Origin of the sequence: Rhizobium subbaraonis, assembly GCF_900220975.1 — a bacterium.
GTDB classification, from domain to species: Bacteria; Pseudomonadota; Alphaproteobacteria; order Rhizobiales; family Rhizobiaceae; genus Mycoplana; species Mycoplana subbaraonis.
The window spans coordinates 16,346-33,245 of the sequence record NZ_OBQD01000034.1; the positions used below are offsets into that span (position 1 = coordinate 16,346).

The 16,900-nt window shown below is 61.9% G+C and carries 22 protein-coding genes and 1 pseudogene; 22 read left to right on the plus strand and 1 reads right to left on the minus strand.

All coding sequences use genetic code 11. The features are described 5' to 3' along the window. Nucleotides 1-93 precede the first annotated feature (93 nt). The 16 genes and pseudogenes from CRO48_RS28915 to CRO48_RS28985 form a co-directional block, all read left to right on the plus strand. Nucleotides 94-1,212: an alpha/beta hydrolase gene (locus tag CRO48_RS28915; RefSeq protein ID WP_097143138.1), complete on the plus strand. Its 1,119-nt coding sequence runs from the start codon at nt 94-96 to the stop codon at nt 1,210-1,212. Nucleotides 1,213-1,260: 48 nt separating this feature from the next. After that, nucleotides 1,261-1,848 carry an HdeD family acid-resistance protein gene (locus tag CRO48_RS28920; RefSeq protein WP_097143139.1) on the plus strand — a complete coding sequence of 196 codons (588 nt, stop codon included), beginning with the start codon at nt 1,261-1,263 and terminating at the stop codon, nt 1,846-1,848. A 539-nt stretch (nt 1,849-2,387) separates the two neighbouring features. Then, nucleotides 2,388-3,050, plus strand: a complete 663-nt coding sequence (locus tag CRO48_RS28925) for a universal stress protein (protein WP_176526938.1) — start codon at nt 2,388-2,390, stop codon at nt 3,048-3,050. A 75-nt stretch (nt 3,051-3,125) separates the two neighbouring features. Then, nucleotides 3,126-3,656: a DUF1269 domain-containing protein gene (locus CRO48_RS28930; RefSeq protein ID WP_097143141.1), complete on the plus strand. Its 531-nt coding sequence runs from the start codon at nt 3,126-3,128 to the stop codon at nt 3,654-3,656. Between the two features lie 55 nt (nt 3,657-3,711). Further along, nucleotides 3,712-4,890, plus strand: a complete 1,179-nt coding sequence (locus CRO48_RS28935) for an NADH:ubiquinone reductase (Na(+)-transporting) subunit A (protein ID WP_097143142.1) — start codon at nt 3,712-3,714, stop codon at nt 4,888-4,890. Between the two features lie 73 nt (nt 4,891-4,963). Next, on the plus strand, nt 4,964-5,770 hold the full coding sequence (locus CRO48_RS28940; protein WP_009450486.1) for an RnfABCDGE type electron transport complex subunit D: 807 nt from the start codon (nt 4,964-4,966) through the stop codon (nt 5,768-5,770). Then, entirely contained in the window at nt 5,763-6,581 is an 819-nt protein-coding gene (gene nqrC / locus CRO48_RS28945) for an NADH:ubiquinone reductase (Na(+)-transporting) subunit C (protein WP_009450485.1), read from the plus strand. Before CRO48_RS28940 ends, nqrC begins: the two co-directional genes overlap by 8 nt. Continuing rightward, nucleotides 6,578-7,237 carry an NADH:ubiquinone reductase (Na(+)-transporting) subunit D gene (locus CRO48_RS28950; RefSeq protein WP_009450484.1) on the plus strand — a complete coding sequence of 220 codons (660 nt, stop codon included), beginning with the start codon at nt 6,578-6,580 and terminating at the stop codon, nt 7,235-7,237. Before nqrC ends, CRO48_RS28950 begins: the two co-directional genes overlap by 4 nt. Continuing rightward, nucleotides 7,234-7,836, plus strand: a complete 603-nt coding sequence (gene nqrE, locus CRO48_RS28955; RefSeq protein WP_009450483.1) for an NADH:ubiquinone reductase (Na(+)-transporting) subunit E — start codon at nt 7,234-7,236, stop codon at nt 7,834-7,836. Before CRO48_RS28950 ends, nqrE begins: the two co-directional genes overlap by 4 nt. Beyond that, nucleotides 7,833-9,053, plus strand: coding sequence for an NADH:ubiquinone reductase (Na(+)-transporting) subunit F (gene nqrF / locus CRO48_RS28960; RefSeq protein WP_009450482.1), 1,221 nt, complete (start codon nt 7,833-7,835; stop codon nt 9,051-9,053). The genes nqrE and nqrF overlap by 4 nt, the downstream gene beginning before the upstream one ends. Before the next feature lie 4 nt (nt 9,054-9,057). Further along, a complete protein-coding gene (locus CRO48_RS28965) occupies nt 9,058-10,032 on the plus strand; it encodes an FAD:protein FMN transferase (RefSeq protein ID WP_009450481.1) in 975 nt (324 codons plus the stop codon). 4 nt (nt 10,033-10,036) lie between these two features. After that, on the plus strand, nt 10,037-10,198 hold the full coding sequence (locus CRO48_RS32550) for a hypothetical protein (protein ID WP_167495040.1): 162 nt from the start codon (nt 10,037-10,039) through the stop codon (nt 10,196-10,198). Then, nucleotides 10,195-10,590 (plus strand): CBS domain-containing protein, encoded by a 396-nt coding sequence (locus CRO48_RS28970; protein ID WP_009450480.1) that lies wholly within the window; start codon nt 10,195-10,197, stop codon nt 10,588-10,590. The genes CRO48_RS32550 and CRO48_RS28970 overlap by 4 nt, the downstream gene beginning before the upstream one ends. A 31-nt stretch (nt 10,591-10,621) precedes the next feature. Next, entirely contained in the window at nt 10,622-11,284 is a 663-nt protein-coding gene (locus tag CRO48_RS28975) for a nitroreductase family protein (protein ID WP_176526940.1), read from the plus strand. Between the two features lie 136 nt (nt 11,285-11,420). Further along, the gene (locus tag CRO48_RS33140) at nt 11,421-11,540 is read left to right on the plus strand and encodes a hypothetical protein (protein ID WP_245423706.1); all 120 of its coding nucleotides are present in this window, start codon (nt 11,421-11,423) and stop codon (nt 11,538-11,540) included. A 4-nt stretch (nt 11,541-11,544) separates the two neighbouring features. After that, nucleotides 11,545-12,153 (plus strand): annotated as a pseudogene (locus CRO48_RS28985) (IS630 family transposase); the annotation flags it as partial. 6 nt (nt 12,154-12,159) lie between these two features. Here the strand turns inward: CRO48_RS28985 and CRO48_RS28990 are convergent. Next, nucleotides 12,160-12,962 (minus strand): IS5 family transposase gene (locus CRO48_RS28990; protein WP_097143144.1). Its coding sequence is split into 2 segments (ribosomal slippage): nt 12,160-12,632 and nt 12,632-12,962, totalling 804 coding nucleotides; the frame shifts between segments, so codons are not numbered across the junction. A gap of 505 nt (nt 12,963-13,467) precedes the next feature. Here CRO48_RS28990 and CRO48_RS29000 point away from each other — a divergent pair. The 6 genes from CRO48_RS29000 (at nt 13,468) to CRO48_RS29025 (ending at nt 16,630) form a co-directional block, all read left to right on the plus strand. Further along, a complete protein-coding gene (locus tag CRO48_RS29000; protein WP_097143145.1) occupies nt 13,468-14,742 on the plus strand; it encodes an integrase family protein in 1,275 nt (424 codons plus the stop codon). Between the two features lie 128 nt (nt 14,743-14,870). Beyond that, the gene (locus CRO48_RS29005; protein ID WP_097143146.1) at nt 14,871-15,317 is read left to right on the plus strand and encodes a MerR family transcriptional regulator; all 447 of its coding nucleotides are present in this window, start codon (nt 14,871-14,873) and stop codon (nt 15,315-15,317) included. After that, on the plus strand, nt 15,307-15,882 hold the full coding sequence (locus CRO48_RS29010) for a PIN domain-containing protein (RefSeq protein WP_097143147.1): 576 nt from the start codon (nt 15,307-15,309) through the stop codon (nt 15,880-15,882). The genes CRO48_RS29005 and CRO48_RS29010 overlap by 11 nt, the downstream gene beginning before the upstream one ends. 138 nt (nt 15,883-16,020) lie before the next feature. After that, entirely contained in the window at nt 16,021-16,212 is a 192-nt protein-coding gene (locus CRO48_RS29015; protein WP_097143148.1) for a hypothetical protein, read from the plus strand. Further along, nucleotides 16,209-16,442, plus strand: coding sequence for a hypothetical protein (locus CRO48_RS29020; protein WP_097143149.1), 234 nt, complete (start codon nt 16,209-16,211; stop codon nt 16,440-16,442). The genes CRO48_RS29015 and CRO48_RS29020 overlap by 4 nt, the downstream gene beginning before the upstream one ends. Further along, a complete protein-coding gene (locus CRO48_RS29025) occupies nt 16,439-16,630 on the plus strand; it encodes a hypothetical protein (protein ID WP_097143150.1) in 192 nt (63 codons plus the stop codon). Before CRO48_RS29020 ends, CRO48_RS29025 begins: the two co-directional genes overlap by 4 nt. Nucleotides 16,631-16,900: the final 270 nt, after the last annotated feature.

The window sequence follows — 16,900 nt, forward strand, 5'->3', positions numbered from 1 at the left end:
ACATCGACGTCGCCGCTCGCGCGGCGGCAGAACGAACTCTGTCGTACCGAGAGGCGCGATGGTTCCAACGCCTCTCAGAAATTGGTTCAGTCTATGCGTGAATTCAGTCTTCGCCTTACGTTACTTCTTCTCACGAGCCTGCTTGCAGCCTGTGCCGGCCGCCCCGGCCCGGAACTGCTTGCCCAAACGGCCGAGACTCTTCCGGGCGCGAAGCTCACGACGGTCTATGTGGCGACCACGCGAAAGCGTGACGAGAACGGTGTCTATTCGTCCGGGCGGTCCCGCGAGGTCAGCTATATCCGCTACACGATATCCATCCCGCCGGGCCACAAGGCCGGCAATGTGGAATGGCCGAAATCGAAGCCGAACCCGAAGACGGATTTCGTGACCGTTGAGCAGCGGCTTCTCGATGCGCTGACATTCGAGGCGGAGGTAGCGCGCAAGCGCAACGGTAAACCGCCGAGCCTCGGCGTGTTCGTGCACGGCTACAACACCAATTTCACCGAGGCCGTCTATCGCATAGCCCAGATGACGGCAGACGCCGGCGTGGATGCCGCTCCGATCCTGTTTGCCTGGCCGTCCGAAGGCGCCCTGAGCGGCTACGTCGCCGACAAGGATGCGGTGACGTTCTCGCGCGACCAGCTGGTCGATCTTCTCAGCACGCTTGCTCGCAAGGAGACGCAGGGTCCCATCACGCTCGTCGGCCACAGCATGGGAGGATGGCTGTCGACGGAAGCCGTGCGCCAGTTGCGGCTTACCGGAAAGGATGCGGTGATCCGTCGACTGCAGGTTGTGCTGGCTGCGCCCGACATCGATGTCGACGTGTTCGAGGCACAGCTGGCGACGATCGGGCCGTTGAACCCGCCGATGACAATCCTTGTTTCCAAAGATGACAGGGCGCTCAGGGTCTCCGAATTCCTGTCCACCGAACGTCGGCGCCTGGGCAGGATAGACGTGACGGATCCCAAGATCGAAGAGGCGACGCGCAAGGCAAATGTGCAGGTGATCGACATATCGGATATCGAGGCATCCGACAGCTTCAGACACAATCGTTTTGTCGGTCTCGCCGCCTTCTATCCGAAACTCTCCGGCCGGGATGGAAACGGCGACCCTCAAAATCTCAGGCAAGCCGGAGCGTTTGTGTTCAATTCGGCCGGCGCGGTCCTTTCCAGCCCGTTTGTCCTTGCCGGCAAGATCGTCGGCGGAAACTGACAGGACGCGAAGCAGCTTTCTTCACGCAACTATCGCAGGAGAATACTTATGATATTCAATTACACCGCAAGCCTCGACGCCACCGACCTGCAACTGTTGCGATCGCGATGGCGATGGCTGCTGGGCGCAGGCATCGTGCTCCTGCTGATAGCTCTTGTCGCCCTCTCCAACCTGTTGCTGGCCACGGTCGTTTCCGTCCTCTTTGTCGGTGTCACGATGCTACTGGCCGGTGCGGCGCATATCGTCTTCGCATTTCAGATGAAGCGATGGGGCCAAACTGTCGGTTTGCTCGTTGTCGGTGTGCTTTATGTCGCGGCCGGTGTGATGACATTCTGGAACCCGGTGCTGGCATCCACTTTCCTGACACTGCTGATGGCTCTCAGCATGCTCGTCGCAGGCATTGTCAGGACTGCCGCCGGTCTGGCGATCCGCCCGGCTTCCGGTTGGCTGTGGCTCGCGGCGGCTGGCGCCGCAACGGTGCTTGTTGCACTGGTCATCCTCGCGGGCTGGCCCGTCAACAGTTTGTGGATCATTGGCGCACTGCTGGCGATCGACGTCATGGTGACCGGCTGTGCCCTGAGCGCATTGGCGCTCGTGCTGCGACGGTCCGTCAGTATCGACCGCAATCACGAATAAGAACCCGAGGCTGGAAACGACAATGAAGCAAACAAGACCGTTCACCGTGGAGGTCCGAAAGAAACGCCGGCTACAGGAGCATGAAGCTGTCTTTCCATGGCGGGCCGTGAAAACGGCAGACGAGGCCAGATCCGTGCCGGAAGGGGAAAACACAGCCCCGAATGAAATCACGCCTCAGAACGACCCAGCAGGCTACCGTACCCGCACACGGCGGGGCTGAACGCTGCCCGCCGGGCCTCCCTGACGCAATCCGGAGGCACAAGGAAAAGGATTTTAGTCCTCTCAATCATCAGCTGTTGACTCAAGGAGTATGTTCATTAGGGTAAAGCTGATGTTTGGTCACGAGGGGTGGAATGAAGACGCCAAAAGATATTGTCGTTTATATCGATACAGCCGATGTTTCTGTTTGTCGGGTCTATATTGATTATGCTGTTTCACTTGCACGCGCATGGGATGCGCATGTCGTTGTGGCTTTCGTGCCGGAAGATTTGATCGCCACTCCGTCCCATGGCTTCGCCCGAGGGGCGGCGATCAACAGCATGATAACCTCCTTTGAGACGCGCCGGCATGACGCCGAGGCGCAGCTGCGGGGGCTCCTTTCGGACGTCGCGTCGGCCACCGGCGTGAATTGCGAGCTTCGGATATGTTCCGGTGAAACGGGCGAGGCGCTGATGCTGCACGCCCGCCACGCCGCCTTGGCAATCGTCGGAACGGGGCGTGACCCGGACCGCGCTGAGACGGCTCTCACCGTCTCGGAGGATATCATCTTTGCCTCCGGTCGCCCTTCGATCCTTTTGCCCACATCCTGGCAAAGCGACAGCGCCGTGCCTGAAACGGTCGTGGTCGGATGGAATGCCAGCCGGGAAGCGGCCCGCGCCATTGCGGATTCGATGGCGTTCCTGGCCACCGCTCGCGCCGTCCACGTCGTCGTTGTTCCCGAGCCCAAGGTTGCGCGGCTTCTGGGGGAGGACCCCGGAAGCGATATCTCTCTCCATCTCGCGCGCCACGGGATCAGGGTGACGCTTGACCGGTTGGAAGGCGGCAATGCCGGCGATCTGATCCTGTCCCGCGCGGAGGAGCTTGGCGCCGACCTTGTGGTCATGGGCGCCTACGGGCAGTCCCGGATCACAGAGTTCGTTTTCGGCAGCGCAACCCGTACCATTCTGGCCAATCCGAAAATCCCGATCTTTCTTTCGCGATAAGACGTGAACGTCCAACAGGGCGGGTGAGATTGCAAGTCGTAAGCAAAAAGAGATTACAACATAGGAGAAGAAAACATGTCTGATCTGGTGGTCGTCGGTTTCGATACGGTTGATGAAGCCGACAGGGTACTTCTCAAGCTCGCTGCCCTCAGAAAGGAATATCTGGTCGATCTGGAGGACGCCGTCGTCGTCGTTCGTGACGGCGACGGCAAGGTCCATCTCAAGCAGAGCCTTAACCTGGCGGCTCTCGGCGCCACATCGGGCCTTCTCTCGGGAACGATCTGGGGCGGCCTTGTGGGCCTGCTGTTCCTCAATCCGCTTGCCGGCATCGCCATCGGCGGCCTGACGGGAGCCGGTGTCGGCGCCTTGTCCGGCTCCCTTGCCGACTATGGCATCGACGACACGTTCATCAAGTCTCTGGGCGAGACCATTCCAAGCAATTCATCTGCGCTGTTCGTCCTTGTCCGAAAGGTCCAGCCGGAAAAGGTGCTGGCGGAGTTCGAAGGCCTGCGTGGTCGAGTTCTCAAGACGTCCCTGTCGCCGGAGCAGGAAGAGAAGCTGAGGATCGCCTTGTCCGAAAATGTAACCGGGTCAGGCGCCGCCTAGATGGCCACGCCCGGTTGGCGTCCGATCGGGAAGAGAAACGTCCAGCGTCGCTTACATGGGGGTATTTTTGCGGGTACATATCAGGGGCGGGATCGATCTTCGATGGGAAGGCAAGCCGGCAGGCACGATTGACGATGCGGTCATGGCTCGCTCGGTTGCGCTTATGGGAGAAGATTACCCGCGCCTGCGCCCGATTATCGATGTCGCGATCGGACAAGCCGTGCGAGCCGGCGAGCGGCTGTTTACGGATCGTCACCGCCCTCATCTGACGTTTACAGCCCCTGTTGCTGGAACAATCCGCGCAATCTCGCGCGGCGCGCGTAGAAGCCTCGATTCCATTATTATCGACGTCGAGGACGAAGCCGCCGTCGAATTCGACAGGCCCTCACGGCCAGATCGCATGACCATGCAGTCGCTCCTGCTCCAAAGCGGTTGCTGGCAGTCATTTCGCACCCGGCCATTCGGTCGGCTCGCCGATCCCCGGCAGGCTCCTGATGCGATTTTCGTAACAGCCACCGATACCGCGCCGCTCGCAGGTGATCCGGCCCCCGTCATAAGGCGCTTCGAATCATGGTTTCGTCTCGGCGCGGAGGCGCTGCGTCACCTGACCGACGGTCCCGTTTACGTCTGTCACGGGGCCGATGCCTCCCCGGCCGTTCCCGAAGCCGTCAAGGCTGTCTGTTTCGCGGGCAGGCATCCGGCGGGTCTGGTTGGAACCCATATCCATCATCTCAATCCTGTCGGTGTAAACAGGATGGTTTGGCACATCGGCTATCAGGACGTAATCGCGCTGGGATGCCTGCTCGATACGGGCCGGATATGGACACGGCGCGTCGTTGCGCTGACCGGACCGGGGACGTGCAGTCCGCGCCTCGTTGTCGCTCCCGCAGGCGCGAATCTGAAAGATCTTTTCGGCGCCTCGCTCACCGGTCCCTCGGTTCAGTTGCTTTCGGGCTCTCCGCTCGGCGGAACGGTCGAGCATTTCCTGCGGCGTTATGACGTGCAGGCCACCGCCATCCCACACAGGCATCCGCTCCGGCGCTCCTTTCTCATGCGCTACCTGACCTCATTCAACGAGCAGTTTCCGGCGCCGCTCATTCCCAATGCCGTTCATGAACGGGCCGCGCCTTGCGGGATCCCGCGCCGTTCCTGCGCGCCATCAGCACGGGCGATGTGGAAACCGCCGCGAAACTTGGTGCGCTGGAACTTGTGGAAGAGGATCTGGCGCTCCTGAGCCATGTCGACGGGTCGGGCACGGATTATGGCGCCCTGTTGCGTGCGACGCTCGATGAGTTGGAGGAAGCGATATGATCGCCTTCTTCCATGACCTGCAGGCGGGCCGCGTCGGCCGCACCTTGTTGTCCGACAGCGCCACGCCCGCGCTGCTCGGCGTGATCGTCCCGGTCGTGTCCGCGCTTGTCGCAGATACGGAACAGTTCGCAGCGCGGCTGCTGATCTCTGTCAGCCTGACCCTTGCGTGGCAGCATGTCTTCACACGTGTCCGGGGTCTCAGGCCGGGACTTGACGGTATTGTCGCCGCCACGCTGATCGCCCTTCTTGTCCCGGCCGATGCGCCGCTCTGGCAGCTCGCTTTGGGCGTCAGCTTCGGCGTGGTGATCGCCGAACAGGTGTTCGGTGGGCGCGGGCGCAATTTCGTGCATCCTGCCGTCGCCGCCCTTGCCTTCGTGATGTTCTCCTTCACTGAAATCGACTATCGAGCCGGGCCAAACATTCCTCTGGCGGCATTGCTTCCGGCTTTGGTTCTCCTGCTCCTCAGCGGCCAGGCGTCATGGCGATTGCTGCTTGCGGCCTACTGCACGATGGCCCTCATGGTTTGGGCGCAGGGAAGCGATCCGTCGGTCAACCTGCTTTCGGGTGCGATCGGCTGCGCGATCCTCTTTCTGGCGGCAGATCCTGTATGTTCCTGCACGACAAATCCAGGTCGTTTTGCACAGGGCATTCTGACCGGCGTGCTCATCGGCCTGTTCTCGCAGGCCGGATCGACTTTTGGAGCCGCGATCTTCGCGATCCTGATGAGCAGCATTTTCGCACCATTGATCGATTACGTGGTCGTGGCGATCCATGTAAGGCGGAGGGCAAGGCGACATGGCTGACGCTCGTCCTCCCAGCCCGCGCCCGGGCATGTGGCGCCGCTTTCTGAACCGTCCGAACACCGATGGCGTCAAGACGATCGGCATGTCGCTTCTGGTGGCCATTGGCTGCGGCTTTACCGTCTCCATCGCAGCGGTCGTCCTGCGGCCGATCCAGCAGGCCAATATCGTCGCCCAGCAACAGGGCCGCATGGTGCAGATGCTGGAAAACGTTCCGGGCATCGGGGAGATATTGAAGGAATCTGGCGCAAGCGGCGTCGAAACGCTCGTCATCGACCTCGCAAGCGGAACGGTCGCCGCCGATGTCGATCCGGGAAGCTTCGATCAGCGAGCGGCGGCGGCGGACGCAGAGCGAAGTTCGGCCCTGCCGCGCGCTGACGACCTCGCTGGTCTCAGCCGCCGCGAAAACCACGCGCTTGTCTATCTTCTGCGCCGCGGCGAGGAACTGGCGCTCGTTGTGCTTCCGGTCCGCGGCGCCGGCTACCAGTCGACCATCCGGGCCTATCTGGCGCTGGAGGCCGATCTCGACACCGTTGCCGCCTTCACGGTTTATGAGCAGGGTGAGACGCCCGGCCTCGGCGCCCGCGTCGCCGAGGACGGTTGGCAGGCGCAATGGGCAGGCAAGCGCATCTTCGACGATGGCGATTTCGCCATTTCCGTGGTGCGCGGCAATGCCAGCGGCCCCAATGAAGTCGACGGCATCTCCGGCGCCAGCGTCACGAGCTATGCGATCTCGGACATGCTCGAATTCTGGATGGGCGAGCACGGCTTCGGGCCGTTTCTCGACAGGCTGAAGAAAGGCGAGATCGAATGACTATCCCTTTCCGCAACCTGACAGATCCGCTCATCGACAAGAACCCCGTCACCGTCCATATCCTCGGCATCTGCTCGGCACTGGCGGTCACGACATCGATGTCCACCGCTCTCACCATGTCGATCGCCCTGACCGTCGTGCTCGGCCTGTCGGCAGGCGTCATCAGCGCCATCCGCCGACACATCCCGTCCTCCGTGCGCATCATCCTGCAGATCACCATCATCGCCTCGCTGGTCATCGTCGCCGACCAGATGTTGCAGGCTTTTGCCTATGAGATGAGCCAGCGGCTGACGGTGTTTGTCTCGTTGATTGCCACGAACTGCATCGTGCTCGGGCGCACCGAAGCCTATGCGCTGCACAATCCGGTCGTTCCCAGCATCGTGGATGGCGTCGGCAATGCACTCGGCTACAGCCTGGTGCTGCTCACTGTCGCCGCCATCCGCGAGTTGTTCGGCGCCGGAAGCCTGTTCGGCGTCGGCCTGCTGCCACTCGTGGCCGACGGTGGCTGGTACCAGCCACTCCGTCTTATGCTGCTCGCGCCGAGCGCATTCATCATCCTTGGCCTTCTGGTCTGGGCTGTTCGCAGCCTGCGCCGGGGCCAGAGGGAAGCGCCTGAATTCGAGTTGCGCGAGCAGCAAAGGACGACTGAGACATGATCGAACTGTTCCAGCGCTCCATTTTCGAAGAAAACCTCGCGCTGTCCTTCTTCCTCGGCATGTGCACCTTCCTCGCCGTCTCCAAGCGCGTGGAAACAGCCTTCGGCGTGGGTGTTGCGATGATCGTCGTGCAATCGCTCAGCGTGCCGGTGAACTACCTGCTGCACGCCTATATCCTGAGTGCCGGGGCGCTCGCGTGGATGGGGCTGCCGGATGTCGATCTCGGTTTCATGCGGCTGATCACCTTCATCGGCATCGTCGCGGCGATGGTGCAGATCATCGAGATGCTGCTCGATCGTTACGTGCCCGCCCTCTACGGCGCGCTTGGCATCTACCTGCCGCTGCTCGCCATCAACTGCGCCATTATCGGCGGCAGTCTGTTCATGGTCGAGCGGCAATATGATCTCACTGAAAGCACGGTCTATGGGATCGGCACCGGGATCGGCTGGGCGCTGGCCATCGTCGCGCTCGCGGCGATCCGCGAGAGGCTGCGCTATGCCAATGTCCCCGAAGGATTGCAGGGCCTCGGCATTGCTTTCATCGTCACCGGTCTCCTGTCCATGGCGTTCTCCGCCTTTGTGGGAGTGCGCGTGCTATGACGGAGATCCTGCTCGGCATCGGCTTCATTTCCTTGCTGCTCGTCGCGCTGGCAGCCGTTGTCCATAAGGTTCGGGAGTATCTGCTGCCGTCGCGACCCGTGGCGGTCACCGTTAACGGCGGGCGTGAGATTGGCGCTCTGGCGAATTTCAAGCTTCTCGATATTTTGAATTCCAACGGCATCGCCGTGCCCTCGGGCTGCGCCGGCGCGGGAACGTGCGGCCTGTGCCGCGTCAGCGGCGTCACGGGTACGGGAGAGCCGTTGCCGACGGAACGCGCCCGGCTTTCTCCTGCCGACGTTCGGGCTGGAATGCGGCTCGCCTGCCAGATCGTGGTGCGAAACGACCTCGCCGTCACCGTCCCGGACGAGGTGCTCGGCATCACCACGATGAACTGCCGCGTGGCATCGTCGCGCAGTGTCACGCCTTTGATCAAGGAAATCGTGCTCGCCTTGCCGGAGGGCGCGGAATTCGACTTTCGTGCGGGCAATTTCGTGCAGGTCACCGCACCGGCCTATCGTCTCGACTTCTCCGGCATCGCGCTTGAACCGCAGCATGCCGCCGAATGGAAAAAACTCGGAATTGACAAGCTCTCGTCGCAAAGCCCTCAGCCCGTCTCTCGCGCCTATTCGGTTGCCAGCCGACCCAAGGATGTCGGCATGATCGTGCTCAACATCCGTCTGGCCACGCCACCGCCAGCCAAACCGCATGCACCTCCCGGCATCGTCTCGTCATGGCTGTTCGGTCTGCGCGAGGGCGACCCGATCGAAGTGGCGGGCCCGTATGGTCACTTCGGGGCGCAGGATACCGGGCGCGAGATGGTGTTTATCGGCGGCGGCGTCGGCATGGCGCCCTTGCGCGCCATCATAACGGACATGCTCGAGCGTCAGGGAAGCCGCCGCAAGATCAGCTTCTGGTACGGCGCGCGAAGCCGTGGCGAACTGTTCTACGCCGACGAATTCGACGAGCTTGCCCGGCGTCATGAGAACTTCCGCTGGGTGCCAGCCCTCTCCGAACCAGCCAGAAACGACCCCTGGGACGGTGAGTTAGGCTTTGTCCATGATGTCGTCTTCCGCGCCTATCTGAAGGATCACCCGGCGCCGGAGGACTGCGAATATTATCTGTGCGGCCCTCCGCTCATGATCGAGGCCATCTACGCGATGCTCGATGAATGCGGTGTGGAGAGCGAGAGCATCTTCAATGACGATTTCGGGATCTAGGAGCATGACGACAAGGCGCGAGATCGTATTTGGACTGGGAGCCCTGGCCGGACTGATGTCCTTGCCGTCTTTGGCCCGAGCCGGTGCCGATGATCTCACGCGCATCTCCGGGCGCGCTTTCGGCACACGATGGCAGGTCACCGTTCCGGCCGATGCCGATGCCCGCAAGATTGGCGCGGATCTCCGGCACTTACTGGCCGGGATCGATCATTCGATGAGCCCGTTTCGTGCGGGTTCGGAGCTTTCGCGCTTCAACAGCCGTTCGGAAATCACACCGTTCGCAGCCTCCGAGCCGCTTCGGACGGTTGCTAGCAAGGCACTCGAGATTGCGCGATTGACCGGCGGCGCGTTCGATCCGGCCGTCGGGCCCGCTGTCCATCGTTACGGTTTCGGGCCGATCGCTGCCGGGCGGTCCGGTCGCTACACCGCTTTTGCCGTCAGTGCCGAAGGCCTCTCCAAAGCAGAGCCGGAACTTTCGCTCGATCTGTGCGGCATAGCCAAGGGCTACGCCGTCGACCGGCTTGCAGGACACCTGAGAGATCAAGGGCTGCCGAGTTTCCTGATCGAGGTGGGTGGCGAAGTCTATGGTTTCGGTGCGCGCCCTGACGGCCGTCCATGGCGCGTCGGCATTGCGGACCCGCTTCGCACCGGTGTCCACACGACGCTTCCCCTGACAGGCGTGGCGATGGCGACCTCGGGCGATGCGATCAATGCCTATGAGATCGCGGGCCGCCGCTACAGTCATACGATCGATCCCGCAACCGGAGAGCCGGTTCGCAACAGCGTCGCCTCGGTTTCCGTTCTGGCCCCGACAGCGCTGGAGGCCGACGCGTTTGCGACCGCCCTTCTGGTAATGGGTCCTGAAGGCGGCCTTGCATTCGCCTCCGCCAACCGTCTGCCCGCGCTTTATCTGCTTCGCGAGGCGGGAGGTCTTAAGGCCAGAGCCAACAGGTTGTTCATCGACCAGGGGAGGGCATAAAGCCATGCAGACCATTTTCGCCGCTGTTCTTCTGACCGGGCTTGCCATGCTCGCGCTGGCCGCCGGCCTTTTTGCCGGCCGCGCACCGCTCAAGGGATCGTGCGGCGGCGCGGCCTGCGGCGGCAAATGCCATGCTTGCGAACGATCCGAAGGAAGCGGGACATGAAACTCGACACGGTCGCCGATCATATGCGCACGGACCTGATCACGCTGACGCCGGACATGGAGATAGTACGGGCCGTGTCCGTGCTCATGCAAAACGGCGTGTCGGGTGCATGCGTCATCGACGGCGCCGGCGATCTCGTCGGCGTTCTGTCCAAACGCGATTGCCTGAAGGCCGCACTCAACGCCTCCTACTACAAACAATGGGGTGGCAGTGTCGCCGACTATATGAGCACCGAACTCGAGACGCTCGATGCGGGTATCGACATCGTCGAAGCGTGTGAGCGCTTTGTCGCAAGCTCGTACCGGCGGTTCCCCGTCACCCGCCATGGCCGACTTGTCGGCCAGATCAGCCGTACCGACGTCCTCAACGCCCTTTCACGGCAGTGGACATAACAAAGCCCCGGAAAAGAAAAGGACCGATATCATGACACGACAGCTCTCCAGAAGATTGTTTCTCGCAGGAACCAGTGCGGCAGCGTCCGCAGGTATCGTCGGGACAGCCAATGCGCAGGTGGCCTCCGGCGGCGCTGCAACCGTCTCCGTGCAGGAAGCCCTGAAACAGCGCCGCTCTACCAAGCGCTTCGGGCGTGGTGACGTTGCGCGCGAAAAGGTGCTCGAAGCACTGTGGGCGGCCAATGGTGTCAACCGCGCGGACGGTGATGGACGCACAGCGCCCGCCTGGCACGGTGCGAAGAACGTCGATATCTACGTCGCGCTGGAAGATGGCGTCAGTCTCTACGACCCCGTGGCAAACGCTCTCAACAAAGTGGCCGATACCGATATTCGCGCCGATGTCAGCCCTACGGCTTTCGTACGCCGGGCGCCCGTGGTGCTGATCTATGTTTCCGATGCCGAGAAACTTGCAACCGCCGCCGGCGAGTTGGCCACATCCGCACCCGAGGAACTGGTCATCGCCGCACGCGTCAACTCGGCCGTCATGGCCCAGAACGTCTATCTGTTCTGCGCTGCCGAAGGGCTCGGCACATGCCTCCTCGGTACCGTGGACAGGGAAGCCATCAAAACAGCGCTGAAGTTCCCGGACCATCTTTCGGTGACTTATATCCAGCCCTTGGGCGAGATCGGCTGATCTGGAGGGTGGGTACAGATCGACATACAGGCAGTGCCGCATATCCGGTGTTTCCGCAGAGACAGAAGCCGTGACGGCCGCAATTCTCTGGTGCGCGCTTGGCCTGCTCACCCTGGTTGGCGGAGCGGAAATACTGGTGCGCGGCGGGTCGATGCTTGCGCGCCAGCTGGGCATATCGCCGCTCGTCATCGGGCTCACATTTGTTGCGATCGGAGGCGGACGGCGGTGTGGGTTTTCCTCGGCCGCGCCGGGCTGACGGTCAAAAAAAGACCGCGCACGCCGAAGAGCAGGAGCGGCCGGACGTCCTGACCCGAAGGCGGGACTGGTTCGACGCCCAGCCCGACCTCGATCCAGAGCGGCTCGTGTTCATCGACGAGACGTGGGCGTCGACCAACATGGCGAGGCGTCGCGGCCGGGTGCCGAAGGGCGAGCGGCTCCGCGCCGCGATCCCGCATGGCCACTGGAAGACCACCACCTTCGTGGCCGGCCTGCGGCTCTCCGGCATGGTCGCGCCCATGGCGCTCGACGGCCCGATCAACGGCCGCAGCTTCCAGGCCTACGTCGATCAGGTTCTCGTCCCAGAGCTCAAGCCCGGCGACGTGGTCGTGATGGACAACCTCGGCAGCCATAAGGGCCCGGGCGTCCGCGCCGCGATCGAGGCGGCCGGCGCGAAGCTGCTCTATCTCCCGCCCTACAGCCCGGACTTCAACCCGATCGAGAACGCCTTCTCGAAGCTCAAGGCGCTGCTCCGAAAGGCCGCAGAGCGATCCGTCGACGGTCTCTGGGCCGTCATCGCACGCATCGCCAGACTCATCGAGTCCAACGAATGCGCCAACTTCTTCAAAGCCGCAGGATACGATCCGGATTAAGAGCGCCTAACAAAACCTCTTGCGGGCTCTGAATGCGATGATTGCCGCAGCGATGGTGAGGAAGGCGCGATAGAGGTCTGCGTGTCGCTCGTATCGGACGACGAGGCGCCTGAAGCGGTTGATCCAGGCGAAGGTGCGCTCGACGACCCACCTGTGCTTTCCGAGATGGCTGCTGCTTTCGACGCCTCGTCTGGCGATGCGCGGGGTGATGGAGCGCGCCCGCAGGTCGCGCCGGCACCGATCGAAGTCGTAGGCCTTGTCGGCATGGAGTTTGACGGGTCGCCTGCGTGGTCGACCGCGCTTCTGCCTAACCGGCCGGACGGCGTCGACGACTGCGGTCAGAGCCATGCTGTCGTGGCGATTGGCTCCGGTCAGGACGATGGCGAGAGGAATGCCGGCGCCATCGACCATGATGTGGCGCTTGGTCCCCGGCTTGCCGCGATCGGTCGGGTTCGGTCCCGTCTCCTCGCCCCCCTTTTCGCGGGAACGGAGGACGCGTCGACCGAAGCACGCGACCAGTCGATCTGCCCGGCGAGGTTCAGCCGGTCGAGCATGTGGCGGTGGATCTCGTCCCACAAGCCGGCATCCTGCCAGGCTCGCAATCGGCGCCAGCAGGTCATGCCGGAGCAGCCTGCCACCTCGAACGGCAACCGTTCCCACGGGATCGCCGTGTAGAGAACGAACAGGATGCCGACGAGCGCATCCCGGGCCTCGACCGCAGGCCGCCCGCCCTTCGGACGAGCCTCACGAGCCGGCAGCAACGGCGCGATCTCGGCCCACAAATCATCCGGAAGAAGCTTCTTCACCATGTCGGAAAACTCACGCCGACATAGTTAACAAATGGTTTTGTTAGGCGCTCTAAGGCGAATCCGCTCTAGCAACCGGATCTCGCTCAAGCGAATGTCTCCATCAATTTCGGCGGCAATCAGCCGAATCGGCTCATGGCCCAATCTAGCAAACTCGCGATCGCAAATTGCGCTTCGGTGTTGACCAGGTGTTGACCAGCCCAGAAAAGGGAAAAGCCGCCCGAAGGCGGCTCTTACTTAATCCCTTGATTTCCTTAGGAAATCTGGAGCGGGCGAAGGGATTCGAACCCTCGACCCCAACCTTGGCAAGATTGACGAGACCCTACGCTACACTATCCGAATTCTCTCTATCATACTAAAATAATTATATAATTTCATTTTTGCATCGCCGTCTGTATCCGTCAAATACGCTTCCATTTCTCTTTTTCCGCTGACAACTTGCTGACAAAGGCCAAGCAGTTATGCTATTGTCAGCAAAATCGTCAACCGCAGTCAGAGAGGAAGCAACATGGCCAAACTCACCAAGCGGGCACTCGAAGCCATGACCCCGCCCGAGAAGGGCAAGCAGGCATTCTTGTGGGACGGCGAACTCCGGGGTTTCGGAGTCCGCATGCTCCCCTCCGGTCTCCAGACGTTCGTGCTGAATTATCGAAACGCGGCCAACAAGGAACGGCGCATTAATCTCGGCCGTTTCGGAGTGATGACCGTTGAGCAGGCTCGCGAAAAGGCCAAGGTCAAGCTCGGCATGATCGCGGACGGAGACGATCCTGCCGATGCCGACAAGGACCCGCATCACCAGCAGACAGTCTCTGCCTTGTGTGACTGGTATCTCGCCGAGGCCGAGGCTGGCCGCATCCTCGGCCGCCGCAATCGGCCGATCAAGAAATCGACGCTCGCCATGGACAAGAGCCGCATCGAAACGCACATCAAGCCGCTCCTCGGCAGTCGCCTCGCGCATACGCTGAAGGTGGCCGATATCGAGGGGATGCAGTCGGATATCGTGGCCGGCAAGACGGCGAAGCCGCGAGGCGGAGGTCGAGGCGGCGTCACGACCGGCGGCCCCGGCGTTGCCTCCCGCGCCGTCGGAACGCTCCAGAGTATCCTTGGTCACGCCGCCCGCCTCGACAAAATCGAAAGCCATCCGAGCCGCGGCGCGCGAAAGCTCGCGGGCAAGAAGAAACAGCGGCGGTTGAGCGTGGCCGAGATCAAGAAACTCGGCGCCGCGATGCGGCACGCGGAACGCAACGGCGAAAGCCCTGTGGCCCTCGCCATCGTTCGCTTCCTGGCGCTCACAGGCTTCCGCATCTCAGAGGGACAAGGCGTGCAACGCCATTGGCTCAACGCCGGGGTCGGCTACGTGGCTTTCCCCGACACCAAGAGCGATGCGCAGATCCGTGCGATCGGCCCTTCCGCCGCGAAGATCGCTGCCAGCCAGCCGGCTCGCGGCAATAATCCGTATGTCTTCCCGTCCGATATTACCGACGGCCATTTCACGTCGGCCAAGGCCTGCCTCTTCAGGCTCTGCGCCAGCGTCGGTATTGAGGGTGTCACGCCGCACACGCTGCGCCACACCTTCGGCAGCGTCGCCGGCGATCTCGGCTTCTCCGAGCTGACGATCAGGGCACTGCTTGGCCATGCTGCTCAAAGCGTGACACAGGGCTATGTCCATATCGATGAGGCCCTGAAGCTCGCCGTCACCCGCACCTGCGAGGAAATCGCCTCCCTCCTGGATGAAGAGGACAAAGCCGTGTTTCCCGAACAGGTAGAAAGGCAGGCGGCGTGATGGCGCAGAGCACGGACCCGCACCTTGCCGGCGACGGCTCCCGTCGCCGGTCCCGCAAGGTGTGTTCGATTTCAGTTATTGCAGTTGATGACGTATATCCCTATATTGGCAGGCAAGGAGAACATGCCATGGCCAGCCAAGTCGTCCAGTTTGCCGGCCTTTCGGACCGGGATCGCAAGAATGTAACGCACCTGCCGAAACTCGGCGAGGGCGATCATGTCGAACTGCATGTCCGCCGCCGGGACGGTGCGGAGCAGACGGTTTCACTGCCGCCGGCCGCCGCCAATGCCATAGAAACCCTGCTTTCGCGGCTGCTCAGCGGCGAACGGGTGGCGGTCATTGCCGAGAATCAGGAACTGAGCCCGACCGAAGCCTCGACCATTCTCGGCATCTCTCGTCCGCTTGTCGTCCATCGCATGGACATCGGCGACCTGCCGTTCCGCTACGTCGGAAAGCATCGCCGCGCCTCGCTCAAGGACGTGCTGGCGCTGAAGGCGCAGCTCGACGTCCAGCGCAAGGCCATGCAGGATCTGGCGGCTGACGCCGAGGACCTCCATCTGCGCTATGGCATTTAGTCTCTCCGTCGCAGTCTGCGATGCCTGCATCCTCTATCCGTTCCATTTGAGAAATATCATCGTCCAGGCCAGCGTCGATCGCCTGTTCCATGCGCGCTGGACCGACACGATCCATGACGAATGGATGCGCAACCTCGTGGCCAAAACGCCGGGCCTCTCGATCGACCGGCTGGAAGCCACCAAGCGCCTCATGGACGTCGCCCTGCCGAGCGCGATGGTCGCCGGATACGAAAGGCATGTTCAGGCCGTCAGTCTCCCCGACCCGGATGATCGTCATGTCGCAGCGGCCGCCATCGAGGCCGGTGCATCGACAATCATCACCTGGAACCTGCGCGATTTTCCGGTCGGCGAGCTGCGCAAGCATGGCCTCATGCGTCAGTCGCCGGATGTTTTCCTTGCCGCTCTCTACGAGCACGTTCCGGAGCAGCTTGTCAGCTCGCTGGCGAATGCGCGGAGCAATCTCAGCCGGTCGCGTGTTTCGGCCACAGACTTCATCGGCATCCTGCGCGACCAGAAGCTCATCAGGCTGGCGGCGCAGATCGAGAAACACGTCGGCGATCTCTAGGGCGGTTTTCTCCGTTCCCTGAAACCCTGATCCACGGTTTTACGTGTTTCCGGCTTTACGCCGAAGACGACATTCCCCGGCTCGTTGCAATATCCCGGTGCACAGCCAGTCCGATTTCAGAGTGATGGTTCCGCACATATGGCCAAGAAGCCGGTCGAACGACTTGATCCGACACAATCCACGATAAAGAAACTCTTCGCCTATAGCGGAAACCAATGCGCGATCCCCGATTGCCAGGAGCGGCTTGTCGACGCAAGCGGCGCCATGCTGGGCAAGATCGCCATATCTACGCCGCCGAAAAAGGCGGGCCGCGCTTCGATTCCAAGATGAGCAACGAAGACCGCCGCAGCTTCGACAGAGGTGTTCGACGTTACCGACTCGATGAAGAGGTCGAAGGGCTGGCTACCTTCATCGACCGACTGAAGGAGCTTCCCCTTGAAGAGCGCGCCTTCGCCATCAAGCTGACGGAGCGCATGAGGCACGAGACGTCGACAATCTGCCGGCTGAAGATGTGGCGGGCGCATTCAGCCTGGGTAAGACCAAGCTACGTCAGCGTATGAACCTGCTTGAGCATCATTTGCTTGGCGATATCACCGCGGGCCATGGTTACCAGCAATATATCGTGCGTCTGTGGGACCGCGATCCCGGCAGCAATCCCTGGATTGAAATGCTGGAATTCTGCGACAGGACCGGCATCGCCATCGACAGTCTCGTCTCCGATCTTAACTTCGCGCAATATGACGCATGACGGCATCGCCTCGATGCTATCGGCGGCATGGGCTTTGATTCGGAATTGCTGGTCGAGGTTCCAAGGCTGAATTCCGGACTGTCGTTTCCACGAGTTTCCGTATCTTGGGTGGGGGAAAGCTTTCCCCCTGGCCGGCACTGCGTTGCCGGCGCACCCTCTTCAGCGGGGAGACCCCCAGGCTGTGCAGAAACTCATCCTGATGTCGCTGAGCTTGGACGCTACGCCCAAGTGGCGACCCGGCGAGTCAGCTTTGGTTCGGTCAATGTCCTC

Bases quoted from the DNA above. Each gene is read 5' to 3' on its own strand.
- CRO48_RS28915 (WP_097143138.1), top strand. From the start codon at position 94: ATGCGTGAATTCAGTCTTCGCCTTACGTTACTTCTTCTCACGAGCCTG.
- CRO48_RS28920 (WP_097143139.1), top strand. From the start codon at position 1,261: ATGATATTCAATTACACCGCAAGCCTCGACGCCACCGACCTGCAACTG.
- CRO48_RS28925 (WP_176526938.1), top strand. From the start codon at position 2,388: ATGATAACCTCCTTTGAGACGCGCCGGCATGACGCCGAGGCGCAGCTG.
- CRO48_RS28930 (WP_097143141.1), top strand. From the start codon at position 3,126: ATGTCTGATCTGGTGGTCGTCGGTTTCGATACGGTTGATGAAGCCGAC.
- CRO48_RS28935 (WP_097143142.1), top strand. From the start codon at position 3,712: ATGGGGGTATTTTTGCGGGTACATATCAGGGGCGGGATCGATCTTCGA.
- CRO48_RS28940 (WP_009450486.1), top strand. From the start codon at position 4,964: ATGATCGCCTTCTTCCATGACCTGCAGGCGGGCCGCGTCGGCCGCACC.
- nqrC (WP_009450485.1), top strand. From the start codon at position 5,763: ATGGCTGACGCTCGTCCTCCCAGCCCGCGCCCGGGCATGTGGCGCCGC.
- CRO48_RS28950 (WP_009450484.1), top strand. From the start codon at position 6,578: ATGACTATCCCTTTCCGCAACCTGACAGATCCGCTCATCGACAAGAAC.
- nqrE (WP_009450483.1), top strand. From the start codon at position 7,234: ATGATCGAACTGTTCCAGCGCTCCATTTTCGAAGAAAACCTCGCGCTG.
- nqrF (WP_009450482.1), top strand. From the start codon at position 7,833: ATGACGGAGATCCTGCTCGGCATCGGCTTCATTTCCTTGCTGCTCGTC.
- CRO48_RS28965 (WP_009450481.1), top strand. From the start codon at position 9,058: ATGACGACAAGGCGCGAGATCGTATTTGGACTGGGAGCCCTGGCCGGA.
- CRO48_RS32550 (WP_167495040.1), top strand. From the start codon at position 10,037: ATGCAGACCATTTTCGCCGCTGTTCTTCTGACCGGGCTTGCCATGCTC.
- CRO48_RS28970 (WP_009450480.1), top strand. From the start codon at position 10,195: ATGAAACTCGACACGGTCGCCGATCATATGCGCACGGACCTGATCACG.
- CRO48_RS28975 (WP_176526940.1), top strand. From the start codon at position 10,622: ATGACACGACAGCTCTCCAGAAGATTGTTTCTCGCAGGAACCAGTGCG.
- CRO48_RS29000 (WP_097143145.1), top strand. From the start codon at position 13,468: ATGGCCAAACTCACCAAGCGGGCACTCGAAGCCATGACCCCGCCCGAG.
- CRO48_RS29005 (WP_097143146.1), top strand. From the start codon at position 14,871: ATGGCCAGCCAAGTCGTCCAGTTTGCCGGCCTTTCGGACCGGGATCGC.
- CRO48_RS29010 (WP_097143147.1), top strand. From the start codon at position 15,307: ATGGCATTTAGTCTCTCCGTCGCAGTCTGCGATGCCTGCATCCTCTAT.
- CRO48_RS29015 (WP_097143148.1), top strand. From the start codon at position 16,021: ATGGCCAAGAAGCCGGTCGAACGACTTGATCCGACACAATCCACGATA.
- CRO48_RS29020 (WP_097143149.1), top strand. From the start codon at position 16,209: ATGAGCAACGAAGACCGCCGCAGCTTCGACAGAGGTGTTCGACGTTAC.
- CRO48_RS29025 (WP_097143150.1), top strand. From the start codon at position 16,439: ATGAACCTGCTTGAGCATCATTTGCTTGGCGATATCACCGCGGGCCAT.